The organism is Sphingomonas sp. 35-24ZXX, from assembly GCF_000786215.1.
Taxonomy (GTDB): Bacteria; Pseudomonadota; Alphaproteobacteria; order Sphingomonadales; family Sphingomonadaceae; genus Blastomonas.
In genome coordinates, this window is record NZ_JROG01000009.1 from 62,046 (window position 1) to 79,030 (window position 16,985).

The window sequence follows — 16,985 nt, forward strand, 5'->3', positions numbered from 1 at the left end:
GACGATGCAGCTGTCGGTCTGGACCTATGAAGGGCCCCCTCACATCGGGGCAATGCGGGTCGCGACCGGCATGACCGATGTGCACTATCTGCTGCACGCGCCACAGGGCGATACCTATGCGGATCTTCTGTTCACGATGATCGAGCGGCGCGGCAAGCGCCCGCCGGTCACCTACACCACCTTCCAGGCGCGCGATCTGGGCAAGGATACCGCCGAGCTGTTCCAGTCTGCCGCGCGCGATGCGGTGGCGCGGTTCAATCCCGCTGCATTATTGGTCGGGGCCTCGTGCACCGCCGAACTCATCCAGGACGACCCCGCCGGAATGGCGCAGGCGATGCGTCTGGATATTCCCGTCATTCCATTGGAGCTGCCCAGCTACTCCCGCAAGGAGAACTGGGGAGCTTCGGAGACTTTCTACCAGATTGTCAGGACTCTCGCGGTCGGGGATTCCTCCCGCCCCGTACCGTGCCAGGCAGGTTCTCCGCGTCCCAAAGCGAACCTGCTTGGGCCGAGCGCACTGGGTTTTCGCCATCGCGACGATATCGTCGAGATCGCGAAGATTCTGGCTGCGCTCGGCATAGAGATTAACGTTACCGCGCCGATGGGGGCCAGCGCGGCAGACATAGCCCGGATCGGAGAGGCGGATTTCAACATCGTCCTCTATCCGGAAATCGCCGATACCGCCGCGCGCTGGCTGGAAAGGAACTTCCAGCAGCCGTTCACCAAGACGATTCCCATCGGCCACAACGCCACGATCGACTTCATCCGTGAGGTCGCAACCCTGGCCAAGGTCGATCCTGCGCCGGCGCTGAACATCGCCGAAGCGCGGATGCCATGGTGGAGCCGTTCGGTCGATTCGACCTATCTGACCGGCAAGCGCGTCTTCATCTTCGGCGATGCGACGCATGCCATTGCCGCTGCCCGGGTTGCGCGCGACGAGCTGGGCTTCGTGGTCTGCGGTCTGGGCTGCTACAATCGTGAATTCGCCCGCGACCTGCGCGCCGCCGCCGCCGAGCATGGCGTCGAGCCGCTGATCACCGACGATCATCTCGAGGTCGAGGATGCGATCGCTGCGGCCCATCCCGAACTGGTGCTGGGCACGCAGATGGAACGCCATATCGCCAAGCGGCTGTCGATCCCCTGCGCGGTGATCTCTGCGCCGGTGCACGTGCAGGATTTCCCCGCCCGGCACAGCCCGCAAATGGGCTTCGAAGGCGCCAACGTGCTGTTCGACAGCTGGGTCCACCCGCTGGTCATGGGGCTGGAAGAGCATCTGCTCACCATGTTCCGCGACGATTTCGAATTTCATGACGGGGCAGGCGCAAGCCACCTGTCGCACGGCAGCAAGACGGCGCATGCACCGGCGAGCCCTGCTGCCGAACCGGTCGCAGAGCCCGAAATGGCGGTTGGGCTGGACCCTATCGCGCCAGACAGCGCGGCACAGGGCAGCGATGTTCTCGAACTGGTCCGCTGGACCGCCGAGGCCGAAACCGAGCTGAAGAAAATTCCCTTTTTCGTGCGCGGCAAGGCCCGGCGGAACACCGAACGCTATGCCGAAGAGCGCGGTCTCGCATCGATATCCCTCGATACGCTCTACGATGCGAAGGCGCATTATGCCCGCTAAAGCCCCCTCCCAGCCCGCCCGGGGCCGCAGCGCCCCGCTCCGCGTGGTCTTCATCACGCTCGACAACCACCTGTCGGGTGCGGTCGACCGCGCCGAAGCCCTGCTGGTCAAGGATCTGCCCGGCCTGTCGATCGGCTTCCATGCGGCGGCCGACTGGGGCCGTGACCCCGGCACCATCGATGCTGCCCGCGCCGACATCGCGCGCGCCGATATCGTCATCGCCACGATGCTGTTCCTTGAAGACCATGTCCGCGCCATCCTGCCCGCGCTCGAAGCGCGGCGCGAACAGTGCGATGCGATGCTGGGGCTGATGTCGGCCGGCGACGTCGTCAAGCTGACCCGCATGGGTGGCTACCGGATGGATGCGCCGGCGCGCGGACCGCTGGCGCTGCTCAAGAAGCTGCGTGGATCGCCCAAGCCCGGCGGCAATTCGGGTGCGGGGCAGATGAAGATGCTGCGCCGGCTGCCCAAGATCCTCAAGTTCATCCCCGGCACCGCGCAGGACGTGCGGCATTATTTCCTGACGCTGCAATACTGGCTGGCGGGCAGCGACGACAATGTCGTCTCGATGATCCGCGGGCTGATCGACCGCTATGCCTCGGGCGAGCGCGCCGCGCTGAAGGGAACGACCCCGGCGCAGCCGCCGCGCGAATATCCAGAGCTGGGCCTGTATCACCCCGCGCTGGCCGAGCGCATGACCGAGGATGCCAGCGAACTGCCGCGCAACCCCGCTGCCACCGGCACGGTCGGCGTGCTGCTGCTGCGTTCGTATCTGCTGGGCAAGGATGCCGGCCATTATGACGGCATGATCGCCGCGCTCGAAGCGCGTGGACTCAACGTCATCCCGACCTTTGCCAGCGGCCTCGATGCGCGCCCGGCGATCGCCAGGTTCCTCGTGCGCGACGGCCAGCCGGTGGTCGATGCGGTGGTCAACCTCACCGGTTTCTCGCTGGTCGGCGGCCCTGCCTATAACGATGCAGCGGCGGCGGAAGAAACGCTGGCAGGCATGGACCTGCCCTATATCGCCGCGCACCCGATCGAGTTCCAGAGCCTGGAGCAATGGGGTTCGCGCCACCAGGGGCTGCTGCCGCTGGAAGCGACGATGATGGTCGCGATTCCCGAGCTCGATGGCGCGGTCATTCCGCATGTCTTCGGTGGCCGCTCCAATGGCGCTGGCGAACCATGCGAGGGCTGTGCGCGTCACTGCCTGTTCACCGCGCCCGATGCGATGCGCGCGATGCAGAGCTGCCCCGAGCGCGCCGAAGCCCTCGCCACCAAGGTCGACCGGCTGGTCATGCTGCGCCGGTCGCAGCGCGCCAAGCGCAAGCTGGCGATCATCCTGTTCAACTTCCCGCCCAATGCCGGCGCCACCGGCAGCGCGGCGCATCTTGCGGTGTTCGAATCGCTGAACGCGACGCTGCATCGGCTGGCGGCCGAGGGCTATGACTGCTCGCCGCCCGCCACGGTGGACGGCCTGCGCGATGCGATCCTCAAGGGCAATTCGGAACGCTTCGGCTCCGATGCCAATGTCGCGGTGCGCATCTCGACCGACGATCATGTCACTGGCGAGCCGCATCTGCGCGCGATCGAAAAGCAGTGGGGCCCGGCTCCGGGCAAGCTGCAGAGCGATGGCTGGTCGATCCATGTGCTCGGCAAGCAGTTCGGCAATGTCTTCGTCGGCGTCCAGCCCAGCTTCGGCTATGAGGGCGATCCTATGCGGCTGCTGTTCGATGGCGATTTCGCCCCGACCCACGCCTTTGCCGCCTTCTATCGCTGGATCCGCGAAGACTTCCGCGCCGATGCGCTGCTGCACTTCGGCACGCACGGCGCGCTCGAGTTCATGCCGGGCAAGCAGGCTGGCCTTTCGGGCGATTGCTGGCCTGACCGGCTGCTGGGTGCCATCCCCAATTTCTATCTTTACGCTGCCAACAATCCGTCCGAAGCGATCATCGCCAAGCGCCGGTCGGGTGCGACGATCGTGTCGTATCTCACCCCGCCGCTGGCCGAAGCCGGGCTCTACAAGGGCTTTTCGGACCTCAAGGCGCTGGTCGAACGTTGGCGCGCGCTGGCGGGCGAAGGTGTCGAGCGTGCCGCGCTCGAGGTCATGATCCGCGATGCCGCCGCCGCGCTCGATATCGACGCCGCCGATATTTCGGCGCTGGCGGGCAATCTGTACGAGCTCGAACGTGCGCTCATCCCGTTCGGTCTGCACGTGCTGGGCAACCAGCTCGCAGGCGACGAGCGCGAGGCGTTTCTCGATGCGCTCGCCGCGGCCGACAATGGCGCGACCCGGGCGGAGCTCGACGCCAAGCTGTCGGCCAATGACGAGCTTGGCGCGCTGATCCATGCGCTTGATGGCGGTTATGTTCGCCCCGCACCCGGCGGCGACATCCTGCACAATTCCGACGTGCTGCCCACGGGCCGCAATACCCATGGTTTCGATCCGTTCCGTATTCCCAGCGCCTTTGCCTGCGCCACCGGCGCGGTGCAGGCCGAGGCACTGCTCGCCCGGCACGTCGAGGCAGGCGAGCCGGTGCCCGAAAGCATTGCGATGGTGCTGTGGGGCACCGACAATCTCAAGAGCGAGGGCACTCAGGTCGCCCAGGCCCTGCACCTGATGGGCGCGCGTCCGCGCTTCGACACCTATGGCAGGCTGGCCGGAGCCGAGCTGATCCCGCTGGCAGAGCTTGGTCGTCCGCGAATCGATGTCGTCGCCACCCTGTCGGGCGTTTTCCGCGACCTCCTGCCGCTGCAGACCCGGATGATTGCCGAAGCTGCCTGGCTGGCCTCGACCGCCGACGAACCCGAAACGCTCAACTTCATCCGTAAGCATTCGCTGGCCCACGCTGCCAAGATGGATTGCGACATGGAAACCGCCGCACTGCGCGTGTTCTCGAATGCCGAAGGCGCCTATGGCGCGCAGGTCAACATGATGATCGACGGCGGAACCTGGGCCGATCCCGACGAGCTGGCCGAAGCGTTCGAAACGCACAAGGGCTATGCCTATGGCCGCAACGGTGCGCCGATGAAGCAGCGCGAGCTGCTCGAATCCGCGCTCGCCTCGGTCGATTTCACCTACCAGAACCTCGACTCGGTCGAGCTCGGCGTCACCGATATCGACCAATATGTCGATGCATTGGGCGGGGTCAGCCGCTCGGTCACCAAGGCGCGCGGCGGCAAGGCGGCGCCGGTCTATATCGTCGATGCGACCGAAGGTGCCGCCAAGGTGCGCACCCTGTCCGAGCAGATCGACCGCGAGACGCGCACCCGCATGCTCAACCCGAAATGGTATGAAGGCATGCTCAAGCATGGCTTCGAGGGCGTGCGCCAGATCGAGGGCCATGTCACCACGACGATGGGCTGGTCGGCCACCACCGGCCAGGTCGCCCCCTGGGTCTATCAGCAGATCAGCGAAACCTACGTGCTCGACGACGCAATGCGCGCACGGTTGGCTACGCTGAACCCCAAGGCATCGGCCCGTGTGGCCGAACGCCTTTTGGAAGCATGCGACCGCCGGCTTTGGGAACCGGATGCCGCAACCCTGGCGGCGCTCCGCGCGGCTGCGGACGATATCGAAGACAGGCTGGAAGGCCTGATCGCAGCAGAATGACGGGAGAGTATTGATATGAGCCTTTTGGACCACGGCAGCGCGCCACCGAGCTTCGGCGAAGGCAGCACCCAGGTCGCGCTCGACCCGCGCGACGAGATCACCGGTGCCAAGGTCTTTGCCGTCTATGGCAAGGGCGGCATCGGCAAGTCGACGACCTCCTCCAATCTGTCCGCCGCGCTGTCGCTGATGGGCAAGCGCGTGCTGCAGATCGGCTGCGATCCCAAGCACGACAGCACCTTCACGCTGACCAAGAAGCTGATGCCAACGGTGATCGACGTGCTCGAGACGGTGGATTTCCACCATGAAGAGCTGCGGCCAGAAGATTACATGTTCCAGGGCTTCAACGGCGTGATGTGCGTCGAAGCCGGCGGCCCGCCCGCGGGCACCGGCTGCGGCGGCTATGTCGTCGGCCAGACGGTCAAGCTGCTCAAGCAGCACCATTTGCTCGAGGAAACCGACGTCGTCATCTTCGACGTGCTGGGCGACGTGGTGTGCGGCGGCTTTGCAGCCCCCTTGCAGCATGCCGAGCGCGCGGTGGTCGTTGCCGCCAATGATTTCGACAGCATCTTCGCGATGAACCGCATCGTGGCCGCCATCAAGGCGAAGTCGAAGAACTACGAGGTCCGCATGGCCGGCGTCATCGCCAACCGGTCTGCCGCCACCGACGAAATCGACCGCTTCAACGAAGCCACCGGCCTCAAGCGGCTGGCGCATTTCCCCGATCTGGATGCGATCCGTCGCAGCCGGTTGAAGAAGTGCACCATCTTCGAAATGGATTCGACCCCCGAGATCGAGGCGGTGAAGCTCGAATACATGCGTCTGGCCGCCACCTTGTGGAAGGGCACCGACGCGCTCGATGCGATGCCGATGAAGGATCGCGACATCTTCGAATTCTTAGGCTTCGAATGATGGCGAGCCAGGCGCCCCGCACCACCTATGACGCCTATCGCGGGCGGCTCGAGGATTATTTCGATCGCACCGCGCGGCAGAATTGGGTCGACCTGACCTCGGATGCCAAGGTCAGCGGCATTCGCGCCACGGTGCGCGCCGGTCGCGACCGGATGCGGGCGATGCTGCTCGACTGGCTGCCTTATGATCTCAAGGGCAAGCGCATTCTGGACGCGGGCTGTGGTACCGGCGCGCTGGCCGTTGCCGCAGCACAGCTGGGCGCGCATGTCACCGCGATCGACATTTCGGGTGGCCTTGTCGAGGTGGCACGCGACCGTGCGCCTTCGGGGCTCGATATCGACTGGCGGGTGGGCGACATGCTCGATCCGGCGCTGGGTCAGTTCGACCATGTCGTCGCGATGGACTCGCTGATCCACTATGAAACCGGCGATATCGTCGATGTGCTGACCGCGCTGGGTGCGCGGTCCCCGTCGATCGCCTTCACTTTCGCACCGCGGACACCTCTGCTCGCGGCGATGCATGCCACCGGGAAACTCTTTCCCAAGTCAGATCGCGCTCCTGCGATCGTGCCGGTGGCCGAAGCGAAGCTGACGAGACTGCTTGCCCAGCGTCTCCCCAGCCATGGCATCGCCGCGAGCGAACGCATTGTCAGCGGGTTCTACACCAGCCACGCGATGCTGGTTGCGCGCGGATGAGCCTTCAGGGCGCCTCGACCCGGTTCTTCGCCGGACTTGGAACGCAGTTTCTGCCGTTCGCCGATGCGGCGAGTGCGGAGCTGCCGATGGGCCGCCTGCTGCGGCTGTCGCTGTTCCAGGTCACGGTGGGCGTGGCGACGGTGTTGCTCAACGGAACGCTCAACCGCGTGATGATCGTCGAGCTCGGCACGCCGGCATGGCTGGTCGCGCTGATGATCGCCATTCCGCTGCTGGTCGCGCCTTTCCGCGCGCTGATCGGCCACAAGTCGGACAACCACAAGTCGATGCTCGGCTGGCGGCGCGTCCCCTATATCTGGTTCGGATCGCTGCTGCAGTTCGGGGGCCTTGCGATCATGCCGTTCGCGCTGCTGCTGCTTTCGCGGGGCGACACCTTCACCGTCGGGCTGATCGCGGGCGCGCTCGCCTTCCTGCTCACCGGGCTGGGCATGCACACCACGCAAACCGCAGGGCTGGCGCTGGCGACCGATCTGGCGCCTGAAGATACCCGCCCGCGTGTCGTCGCGCTGATGTTCGTGATGCTGCTGGTCGGCATGATGATGGCAGCGTTCGTGATGGGATCCTTGCTCGCCGATTTTTCCGCCACCCGGCTGGTCGCGATCGTCCAGGGCGCGGCGATGTTCACCATGGCGCTCAACATCATCGCGCTGTGGAAGCAGGAGGCGCGCGCGCCGTCCACCACCCGGCCCGACCGTCCGACCCCGAAATTCTCGGTCGTGTGGCGCGAATTCACCGCAGAAGCGCGCAATGCCCGGCTGCTGCTCGCGATCGGCTGCGGCACCGCGGCGTTCAGCATGCAGGACGTGCTGCTCGAGCCGTTCGGCGGCGAGATCCTGGGCATGTCGGTGGGTTCGACCACCATCCTCACCGGGCTGTGGGCCTTCGGCATGCTGCTGAGCTTTGCCTATGCCTCCCGCCGTCTGAGCGCGGGCAGCGATCCGCTGCGGCTCGCAGGCTTTGGCGCGGTCGTCGGCATGGCGGCGTTCGCGATGCTGCTGTTTGCGGTGCCGCTGGATACTAGCGCGCTGGTCTTTGCCGGATCGCTGACCATCGGCATCGGATCGGGCCTGTTTTCGGTGGGAACGCTGAGCGCGATCATGGCGATTGCCGGCAGCGGCCAGCACAAGGGATCGGGCCTGGCGCTGGGCGCCTGGGGCGCGGTTCAGGCGAGCGCCAGCGGCCTTGCCATTCTGGCGGGCGGGCTGATCCGCGACGGGGTCTCCGCGCTCGCGCTGGCAGACCAGATCGGCCACACCCTGGCCTATCGCGCGACGGGCTATGGCACCGTCTATCTGATCGAGATCATCCTGCTGCTGGTTACCATGATTGTGCTGGGTCCGCTTGTCGGGGGCCAGCCGGTGGATGCCACCGCGTCGCAAGCGCGGTTCGGCCTCACCGAATTTCCGACATGAGAGTTTTGAAGAAGAGAGGTAAGCGCCATGTTTAACGGCAATATCGTGGGCAACATCGATGTCGCATCGATCGCTTTTTGGGCGTTCGTGCTCTTTTTCATCGGCCTGATCTATTATCTGAGGCGAGAGGACCGGCGAGAGGGCTTCCCGCTGGAAGACGAGCTGACCGGACGCTCGCTCGGCATGGGCGGCCCGCTGCTGCACGCCAGCCCCAAGTCGTTCAAGCTGCCCTTCGGTCGCGGCACGGTCTATACGCCGACGATCGGCAAGGAGCCGTTCAACATCGCCGCGCGCAAGGCTGGCCCGGGTGCAGGCGATCCCTATATCCCCACCGGCAACCCGCTGGCAGACTGCATCGGCCCGTCGGCTTATGCCGAGCGCAGCCGCCTGCCCGACATCGATGCCTTCGGCAACAACCGCATCGTTCCCATGGCGCTGGAGCCCAGCTTCTCGATCGCTCGCGGCGACGCTGATCCGCGCGGCATGACGGTGATCGGCGCCGATGGCGCGGTGGCCGGCACGGTCAGCGAAATCTGGGTCGACCGCTCGGAGCACCAGGTGCGCTATCTTGAGGTCGTCACGGCCGAAGGCGTGCACGCACTGGCCCCGATGATGATGGCCAAGGTCCGCAAGTCAGCGCGCCAGATCGTCGTGGATGCGATCAACGCCGCGCAGTTCAGCGGTTGCCCGCAGGTCGAAACGCCCGGCCAGATCAGCCGCTATGAAGAAGACAAGATCTCCGGATATTTCGGTGGCGGCTATCTCTACGCCAACCGGGCCCGGCAGGAGCCGCTGATATGATCACGGAATATGACGACGAACCCGTCCGGGGCCTCCCCGGCGAGCTGCCGGAGGGCGAAGCGTTGCTCTGGCAGGGATCGCCCGACTGGCGTCTGTTGGCGCGCAGCGCGTTCTTCACCCGCATCGTCGGCCTGTATTTCGCCGCCCTGGTGGTCCTGGCGATCTACAACGGCAGCACCAGCGGCGTCATCGCCACGATGATTGCCGGGGCATTGGGCATCGGTTTGCTGATGCTCTATGCCTGGGCCGTCGCGCGCACCACGGTCTATACGCTGACCAACCGCCGCGTCGTGCTGCGTGTGGGGGTTGCCCTCAACATGTGCATCAACCTGCCGCTCGCCAAGATCGGTGGTGCCAATCTGCGTCCGCTGGGCCCTGTCGAAGGCGACCTCGCCCTGCAGCTGATCGGCAAGCACAACCTTGGCTATATGGTGCTCTGGCCGCATGCCCGGCCCTGGAAGCTCAGCCGTCCCGAGCCGATGCTGCGCGCGCTGCCCGATGCTGCCGTCGTCGGCGAGCGGCTGGCCCGTGCGGTGGCCGCCATTGCGCCGGTCGACCGGGCGCAGGACGTGCCGACCAGCCACACTGCCACCCACAATGGCAGCCAGGCCGAAAGCATGCCGACCGGCCTTCAAGGAGCAATCGCATGACCAGCGTCCAGCACAGCGCCGCCAGCCACGCCGCCAGCCACAACGGCCACGGCCACAGCCACGAGAACACCGTGCCGAAGGGCGCGCTGGTGATGGCATGCGGAGTGGTGCTGTTCACGCTGGCGCTGACCAGTGCGACGCAGGTCGGCCTGATCGCCCCGTCGCCCTCCGCGAGCGACATCCGGACGGCTGAAGCGGCGACTGCGGTCAAATCGCGCGTGCTGCGCTTTGCCGATGGCGCCAAGGGCACCGTGGTCGTCAGCGACGCGCTGACCGGCGATACCGTGCATGTGTTCGGCGAGCAGGGCAGCGGTTTCATCCGCGGCGTGCTGCGCGGCATGGGGCGCGACCGGCATATGCGGTCGATCCCGATGGATGCGCCCTACGAGCTCAACCACTGGACCGACGGATCGCTGTCGCTGACCGACACCGCCACCAACCGGGTGGTCGAACTTGGCGCCTTCGGACCCACCAACCGCGGCACCTTCGAGGGGCTGCTGAGATGATCAGCCTGTTGCGCGAGCCCTCGTTCGACACGCCGTGCCGGATCGCGGTGGAACAGAGCGAGGCGCATTTCCATGCGCATGTCGAACTGGAAGGCGATGTCGCGATCCAGCCGGGCGACAAGGTGCGCGTGCATGGTGACCCGATCATTGTCGGATTTGGCGAGTCAGTTTTGATCCAGCGCATGGCAACGGTCCATCCTGCAGGTCCATTGCTGCGCGCATGGACCAAGCTCACCGCGATGGGTGAGCTCAAGGAACTATACGAGGTAAGCTTCACCACCAGCCGGTGGTGATCGCTGTTCAGATGACAACGGGAGTGGTGTGATGAACATGCAGGCAAAGATCCAACCGGCACCATTGCTGGCGGATGTTCCTGATACCATGGAGCTGGCGACGCAGGAGACGGTGCTGAGCCCGCGCTTCTACACCACCGATTTCGATGCGCTCGACGCGATCGATGTCAGCCTGGTGCGCGCCGAATGGGATCAGCTGATGGCCGATATGGAAGGCGACCCCAACAAGGCGCATTTCCGCCGCAGCGAATCGTTCGATGGCGTGATCGAATCGCTCGAGCCTGCGCTGCGCCGCGAGTTCATCGATTTCCTCGTCAGCTCGCTGACGTCCGAGTTTTCCGGCTGCATCCTGTATGCCGAAATCGCCCGGCGGACCAAGAACCCCGATGTGAAGAAGCTGTTCAAGCTGCTGGCGCGTGACGAAAGCCGCCACGCCGGGTTCATCAACGAAGTGCTCAAGGACGCCGGTATCGGCATTGACCTCAGCTTCCTCACCAAGACCAAGAAGTACACCTTCTTCAAGCCGAAGTTCATTTTCTATGCGGTCTATCTGTCCGAGAAGATCGGCTATGCGCGCTATATCGCGATCTTCCGGCACCTGGCGCGGCACCCCGAAAACCGCTTCCACCCGATCTTCAACTGGTTCGAGCAGTGGTGCAACGACGAGTTCCGCCATGGCGAGGCCTTTGCGATGCTGCTGCATGCCGACCCCAAGCTGCTCAAGGGCATGAACCGCTACTGGATCAAGTTCTTCATCCTTTCGGTCTATGCCACCATGTATGTGCGTGACCACAGTCGGCCGGTCTTCCATGCGGCACTGGGCGTGAAGCCGACCGACTATGATTATGAGGTGTTCGACATCTGCACCGCGATCAGCCGCCAGGTCTTCCCCGTGGAGATCGATACCGACAATCCGGCGCTGCGTTTGCAGATGGAAAAGCTGCGCCTGGCATCGGATCGGATCGCGGCGGGCAAGGCCAGGGGCGGCCTGGGAGGACTCGTCCAGCGCGCTGGTGGCATGATCGGCGCAGGCACCGCCTTTGCACGGATGTATTTCATGCCCGGCAAGCCCAATGCGCTGCCTTCGGTCATCCGCCTGCAGCCGGCCTGGTAAGCGCATGAGCCTGCACGGCCATCTCCTGCCCGCATTGGTGGTGCTGCTTGCCTGGTTCGGCAGCACCGGCATGGTCGCCTGGCTTGCCAATCGCGGCAAGGATACCTTTGCCCGCAGCATTTCATGGGCGGGCTTTGCAGCAGGCATCTGCCTGTGCGTCATCGTCTATGCGGCGCATGGCCCGGATGCGGCCGGCCCGACGATCATGGATGCCTATATCAGCTTTGGCGCGGCGCTGGTGATCTGGGGATGGCTCGAACTGACCTTCCTGACCGGCATTGTCGCCGGCCCCCGCCGTATCGTGAGCGATCCGCTGGCGCGCGGCTGGCGGCGGTTTTCCGATGCTGCGGCAACCTTGATCTATCACGAGATCGCGATCGCCGGCGTGATGGTCATGCTGGTGTCGCTGACCTGGGCCAGCGCCAATCCCACCGGCGCGGTGATCTTCAGCCTGCTGTTCGCGCTGCGCCTTTCGGCCAAGCTCAACCTGTTTGTCGGTGTGCCGAACATGAGCGACGAGATCATGCCCGGGCATCTGGAATATCTGAAAACCTATTTCGGCCCGCGCCGCCTGCATGGCGCGCTGGCCTTCAGCCTGGCCGCGCTTGCAGCGCTGTCGGTGTGGCTGGGCGCACGCGCGCTCGCGGCGCCCGATGACAGCTTCGCTGCGGTCAGCGCGACCCTGGTGTTCACGCTCGCAGCGCTGGGTTCGCTGGAGCATCTGTTTCTGGCGTTGCCGTTCCGAGACGGCGCGCTGTGGCGCTGGGCCCTGCCCAGTGGCCGTCAAGGATAGAAGAAGGAGAGTGGTTATGGATTATGAGGGCTTTTTCCAGAGCGAAATCGATACGATCCGCGATGAGGGTCGCTATCGCATCTTCGCAGAACTGGAACGCCATCGCGGCCGCTTTCCGCACGCCACGCGCTACACCGAAGAGGGGACCGACGAGGTCACCGTCTGGTGCTCCAATGACTATCTGGGCATGGGCCAGCATCCCGATGTGCTGAAGGCGATGCACGACACGCTCGATCAGTGCGGCGCAGGCGCAGGCGGCACCCGCAACATTTCGGGCACCAACCACCATCACGTTCTGCTCGAGGCTGAACTGGCCGATCTGCACGGCAAGGAAGCGGCCCTGCTGTTCACCTCGGGCTATGTCTCGAACTGGGCGGCTTTGGGCACGCTGGCGGCCAAGCTGCCCAATTGCGTGGTCCTGTCCGATGCGGGCAACCATGCCTCGATGATCGAGGGCATCCGCCACAGCCGCGCCGAATGCCTGAAGTTCAAGCACAACGACCCCGAAGACCTCGATCGGCTGCTCGCCGGCGTGGCCCCGGGGCGGCCCAAGCTGGTCGCGTTCGAGAGCGTCTATTCGATGGATGGCGACATCGCCCCGATCGCCGAGATTCTCGACGTGTGCGAAAAGCACGGCGCGATGAGCTATATCGACGAAGTCCATGCGGTCGGCCTTTATGGCCCGCGCGGCGGCGGCATTGCCGAACGCGAAGGGCTGATGGACCGGATCACGGTGATCGAAGGCACGCTCGGCAAGGCGATCGGCGTGATGGGCGGCTATATCGCAGCCTCTGCAGCGTTGTGCGATTTCGTGCGCAGCTTTGCCAGCGGCTTCATCTTCACCACCGCGTTGCCGCCGGCGCTCGCCGCCGGTGCCACCGCCAGCCTGCGTCATCTCAAGTCCAGCCAGATGGAGCGCGCCCGCCACCAGGACCGCGTCGAGAAGGTTCGTCGCCGGCTCGACCTGATGGGGATCACCCATCTCGACAACCCCAGCCATATCATCCCGGTGATGGTGGGCGATCCGCACAAGTGCAAGCGGATCAGCGACTGGCTGCTGGAGAATCACGGCATCTACGTGCAGCCGATCAACTATCCCACCGTGCCCAAGGGTACCGAACGGTTGCGCATCACGCCGTCGCCGGTGCACAGCGATGGCGATATCGACAAGCTGATCCACGCGCTGAGCGACATCTGGTCGCAGTGCGAACTGGCGCGGCGCGCAATCGCCGCCTGATCCGGCAGGCTATCCTTATCGTCATTCCCGCGAAGGCGGGAATCCCGCTTTGGCGCCGAGGGTGCAGGGGAGCGGGATCCCCGCTTTTGTGGGGGTGACGAAAGAAGGTCCGGCTGTTTTGATATCCGTCAGGACCGAGCACAAAAAAAGGCCGCCCCGCGAGGGACGGCCTTTTTGTTTCGGCAGATGCCTTTGATCGCTGGGATCAGGGCTGCTGCAGATAGGCGATGACGTCCGCGCGCTTCTGCGCATCGGGCAGGCCAGCGAACACCATCTTGGTGCCGGGCACGACGCGGGCGGGCTTTTCCAGATACTGGAACAGCTTTTCCGGCGTCCAGGTGATGCCGCTGTTCTTGTTGGCAGCCGAATAGTTGAAGCCTTCGACGGTGCCTGCGGCACGGCCGACGATGCCGGCGAGCGAAGGGCCAACACGGTTCTGGCCAGCTTCCTTCACGTGGCAGGTCTTGCACTGCACGAAGACCTTCTCGCCTTCGGCGGCATTGCCGGTGACATCGGCAAGCTTCTTGCCGTCGAGCGTGTCGGTGTTGTCGGCAGCCGGGGCTTCGGCAGCAGCCGGGGTCGCGGCGGGGGTTTCGGCGGTGGCGTCAGCGGCCGGTGCGGCGGCTTCTTCTTCAGCCTTGGGCGTTTCGCTGCCACCCGAGCAGGCGGCCAGCAGCGCGAGACCGGCAAACGCGCCGGTGAAGCGCAGTGCATTCAATCTGGACATGAACTCTCCTTTTGCTCGGCGACACTCGCCTGGAAGCATAGGCCAATATAGACGTGCTGGACCCGATGAAAAGTGGTCAAAGCTATGCGTGAACGCCAGATGAAGATTTTTGTTCACAAAAATTCATGAAAAATGGCACCCGGCCTGCAAATTTCTGACGCCGGGGCCTCCGACAGGGTGGAGCGCCCCTCTGCGGCGGCCAGCAGAATCATGGCCCCCTTCCGATATGTCACCCCGCGCGTTGACGCAGAAGGGAGCAATGAAGGAGATCCATGATGACCAAGCTGATCCGTACTGTTTTGGCCTCCACCCTGCCGCTGGCAGTCCCGGCTTTCCCCGTCCACGCGACACCGGCCCTGCAGGGTGAGACCGCGCCGGTGGTCCGCGCCGAGCCCGTGCAGGGCGTTCTGAACCAGTCCTGGTACAATTATGTCGCCGATATCAACGAGGCGGAGAAGGAGCTGACCAGCGATCTCAAGCGCGCGACCGATCGCGAGGACCGCGCCGATGCCTGGGAGGAATATGAGGTCGAGCTGGCCGACGCGGACAAGGACTATGTCAAGGAAATGCGCCAGCGAGGCTACAAGGTCGCCCGGGTGACGATGCTCGCCTATAACGACTGATACGAATGCTGCGCCCTGCCGTCGTGCCCGGCGCGAAGGCAGGGCGCCGCTATAGCCAGAAGCCGCGCCGAAACCATTTGGTGATGATGTACTTGGTCCCACGGGTGACCGGGTTTCCGCTGTGCAGCAGATGCAGGTTGGGGCGCCCGTCGGGCATCATGTTGTTCCAGATCAGCAGCATTCCGGTGCGCGGCATCATCTTGAACGACAGCTGCGGAAATTCGGTCTCGCCGCCGCCTTCCGGCTCGTTGAGAAAGACCATCGCCGTCCAACTGCGCTGACCGCCCGCCTTGCGCTCCTTGGGCCAATAGGGCTGGTCGGTGTGGAAGAAGTCATGGTGCGGCTTGAACTGCTGACCCACGGCATAGCGCTGGCCCTGCAGTGTTTCGCCATGGCGCGGATCGAGCCCGGTCAGCGCACAGATGCGATCGTCGATGCGCAGCACGTCCGGATCCCAGCGGTCGAGATTGCAGCTGTAGCTGGTGCGAAATTCGCTCTCGTCCCCCTTGCCGCTGCGATAGAGCTCGGATGGCACCGCGTCCGCATCGATCGCGCGGATCAGCTCTGCGCATTCCGATCGCGACATGAAATCCTGATAGCAATAGACCTGCATCGGCACCGTGACGTCGTCAAACGCGATCTGCTGCACGCGCGGATGCGCATCGAGCCGTGCCCCCACGTCGCGCCCGATCTGCGCCAGCTGCCTGCGATGAAGAAAGTCGGTGATCATCACCCACTGGTTGCGCTGCGCGGGCAAGGCCTGTCAAGCATGCGCCACCCGGTCGGCAAAAGACCCGCCGGATCGCTCCGGCGGGTCTTGAGGTCGCGCTGTTACCAGAAGAAATCGTTGATCACGTCGACCACCTGGCCGGTGTAGATGTCGACCAGCAGGACATCGCCGTAATAGCGCACCCAGCGATACTGGCCGTAGGCGGGCGGCAGGCGATAGGCCCAGGGGTCGTTGATCCAGAAGCTGCTGGCAAAGAACGGCGCACCCAGCGTGAACCCGATGCCGAGACGGCGATAGTTCCAGCCGCGCACCGGCGGGTAATAGCGCCCGACGCGGTAGAAACTGCGGTTCTGATTGCGATAGCCGTACCAGTCGTAACGCCGGTCGTTGCGCCAGCCGCGGTTCCAGTCGCGGCCGCGATTGTCCCAGCCCCGGCCATCCCAGCCGCGCCCGTCCCGTCCGCGATTGTCCCAGCCGCGACCGGTATAGCCGCGCCCGTCCCAACCGCGCCGGTTGTCGCGGTAATTCCGCCGATCGTCGCGCCGGTCGGCCCGGAAATCGCGCACATCGCCGCGCCGGTCCTGGCGGAAGGCGCGCTCGTCGCCGCGCCGGTCCTGGCGGAAATCCTGACGGTCGTCACGCCGGTCGGCGCGGAGCTCGGGCCGGGTTACTTCACCCTGGCGGAAATCCTGACGATCTGCCCGGCGTTCCTGGCGAAAATCGCGCTGGTCGGCCCGCCGCTCCTGACGAAAACCCTGCACGTCGCCGCGCCGTTCCTGGCGGAAGTCCTGACGGTCTCCACGGCGTTCCTGGCGGAACTCGCGCGGGGTATCGATGCGGGCGGTGCCGATGTTGCTGCGATTCTGTCCGCGAAACTCGCGGCCGCCACCTCCGCCGCCACGGTTGCCGCGAAATTCGCCGCCACCGCGCCGCCCTTCACGCTGCTGCGCCGCCGGTTCGATCCCGCTGGGCATCGCGATGGCCTGCTCGGCGGGCGACACCAGCACGGCAGCGTCAGCGATGGCCAGCGGCCACAACAGGCTGGCGACGGCAATCGAGGCGAGGATCAGCGGCATCCGGTGGAACTTGCCCTGCAGTCGGTGGCCCAGCGGACGAGCGTATTCGGTGCGAACCGAGGAGGGAGGCGCAGGAGAGGTTGGTGACATGACCATGATCGACCTTTCGATGATGGCCTGGGCAATCGTGTCGGCAACCACGCGGCACAGGACAGTGTAGATGGCAC

General features: G+C 65.0%; 16 protein-coding genes. 13 read left to right on the forward strand and 3 right to left on the reverse strand.

From position 1 onward, the window contains the following. The first annotated feature begins 4 nt into the window (after positions 1-4). The 12 genes from bchB to hemA are packed head-to-tail and all read left to right on the forward strand — an operon-like array spanning position 5 to position 13,662. Entirely contained in the window at positions 5-1,624 is a 1,620-nt protein-coding gene (bchB, locus tag LI72_RS16335) for a ferredoxin:protochlorophyllide reductase (ATP-dependent) subunit B (RefSeq protein WP_033927032.1), read from the forward strand. After that, positions 1,614-5,234, forward strand: coding sequence for a magnesium chelatase subunit H (locus tag LI72_RS16340; RefSeq protein ID WP_033927033.1), 3,621 nt, complete (start codon positions 1,614-1,616; stop codon positions 5,232-5,234). Before bchB ends, LI72_RS16340 begins: the two co-directional genes overlap by 11 nt. Positions 5,235-5,249: 15 nt before the next feature. Beyond that, entirely contained in the window at positions 5,250-6,143 is an 894-nt protein-coding gene (gene bchL / locus LI72_RS16345) for a ferredoxin:protochlorophyllide reductase (ATP-dependent) iron-sulfur ATP-binding protein (RefSeq protein ID WP_033927034.1), read from the forward strand. Continuing rightward, positions 6,143-6,838 (forward strand): magnesium protoporphyrin IX methyltransferase, encoded by a 696-nt coding sequence (gene bchM, locus LI72_RS16350; protein WP_033927035.1) that lies wholly within the window; start codon positions 6,143-6,145, stop codon positions 6,836-6,838. Before bchL ends, bchM begins: the two co-directional genes overlap by 1 nt. Next, positions 6,835-8,268, forward strand: coding sequence for a BCD family MFS transporter (locus LI72_RS16355; protein WP_033927036.1), 1,434 nt, complete (start codon positions 6,835-6,837; stop codon positions 8,266-8,268). The genes bchM and LI72_RS16355 overlap by 4 nt, the downstream gene beginning before the upstream one ends. Positions 8,269-8,295: 27 nt before the next feature. Next, positions 8,296-9,069, forward strand: coding sequence for a photosynthetic reaction center subunit H (puhA, locus tag LI72_RS16360; RefSeq protein WP_033927037.1), 774 nt, complete (start codon positions 8,296-8,298; stop codon positions 9,067-9,069). Further along, positions 9,066-9,719, forward strand: coding sequence for a photosynthetic complex putative assembly protein PuhB (gene puhB, locus LI72_RS16365; protein WP_081985150.1), 654 nt, complete (start codon positions 9,066-9,068; stop codon positions 9,717-9,719). Before puhA ends, puhB begins: the two co-directional genes overlap by 4 nt. Then, the gene (gene puhC / locus LI72_RS16370) at positions 9,716-10,225 is read left to right on the forward strand and encodes a photosynthetic complex assembly protein PuhC (protein WP_081985152.1); all 510 of its coding nucleotides are present in this window, start codon (positions 9,716-9,718) and stop codon (positions 10,223-10,225) included. The genes puhB and puhC overlap by 4 nt, the downstream gene beginning before the upstream one ends. Next, positions 10,222-10,518, forward strand: coding sequence for a hypothetical protein (locus LI72_RS16375; protein ID WP_156139660.1), 297 nt, complete (start codon positions 10,222-10,224; stop codon positions 10,516-10,518). Before puhC ends, LI72_RS16375 begins: the two co-directional genes overlap by 4 nt. 31 nt (positions 10,519-10,549) lie before the next feature. Further along, the gene (gene acsF, locus LI72_RS16380) at positions 10,550-11,632 is read left to right on the forward strand and encodes a magnesium-protoporphyrin IX monomethyl ester (oxidative) cyclase (RefSeq protein ID WP_197051944.1); all 1,083 of its coding nucleotides are present in this window, start codon (positions 10,550-10,552) and stop codon (positions 11,630-11,632) included. Between the two features lie 4 nt (positions 11,633-11,636). Next, complete coding sequence (puhE, locus tag LI72_RS16385; RefSeq protein WP_033927038.1) at positions 11,637-12,425, forward strand: putative photosynthetic complex assembly protein PuhE; 789 nt, start codon at positions 11,637-11,639, stop codon at positions 12,423-12,425. Positions 12,426-12,441: 16 nt separating this feature from the next. Beyond that, positions 12,442-13,662 (forward strand): 5-aminolevulinate synthase, encoded by a 1,221-nt coding sequence (gene hemA, locus LI72_RS16390; protein WP_033927039.1) that lies wholly within the window; start codon positions 12,442-12,444, stop codon positions 13,660-13,662. A gap of 205 nt (positions 13,663-13,867) precedes the next feature. Here hemA and LI72_RS16395 read toward each other — a convergent pair whose 3' ends face one another. After that, on the reverse strand, positions 13,868-14,389 hold the full coding sequence (locus LI72_RS16395; RefSeq protein ID WP_033927040.1) for a c-type cytochrome: 522 nt from the start codon (positions 14,387-14,389) through the stop codon (positions 13,868-13,870). Between the two features lie 275 nt (positions 14,390-14,664). Between LI72_RS16395 and LI72_RS16400 the strand changes: the two genes are divergently transcribed. Next, positions 14,665-15,012 (forward strand): hypothetical protein, encoded by a 348-nt coding sequence (locus tag LI72_RS16400; RefSeq protein ID WP_156139661.1) that lies wholly within the window; start codon positions 14,665-14,667, stop codon positions 15,010-15,012. 49 nt (positions 15,013-15,061) lie between these two features. On the opposite strand, the gene LI72_RS16405 is transcribed toward LI72_RS16400, so the two are convergent. Together LI72_RS16405 and LI72_RS16410 are read right to left on the reverse strand one after the other, a co-directional pair. Continuing rightward, positions 15,062-15,742: a 2OG-Fe(II) oxygenase gene (locus tag LI72_RS16405; protein WP_033927190.1), complete on the reverse strand. Its 681-nt coding sequence runs from the start codon at positions 15,740-15,742 to the stop codon at positions 15,062-15,064. Between the two features lie 101 nt (positions 15,743-15,843). Continuing rightward, on the reverse strand, positions 15,844-16,908 hold the full coding sequence (locus LI72_RS16410; protein ID WP_231562508.1) for an RcnB family protein: 1,065 nt from the start codon (positions 16,906-16,908) through the stop codon (positions 15,844-15,846). Between the last annotated feature and the right edge of the window lie 77 nt (positions 16,909-16,985).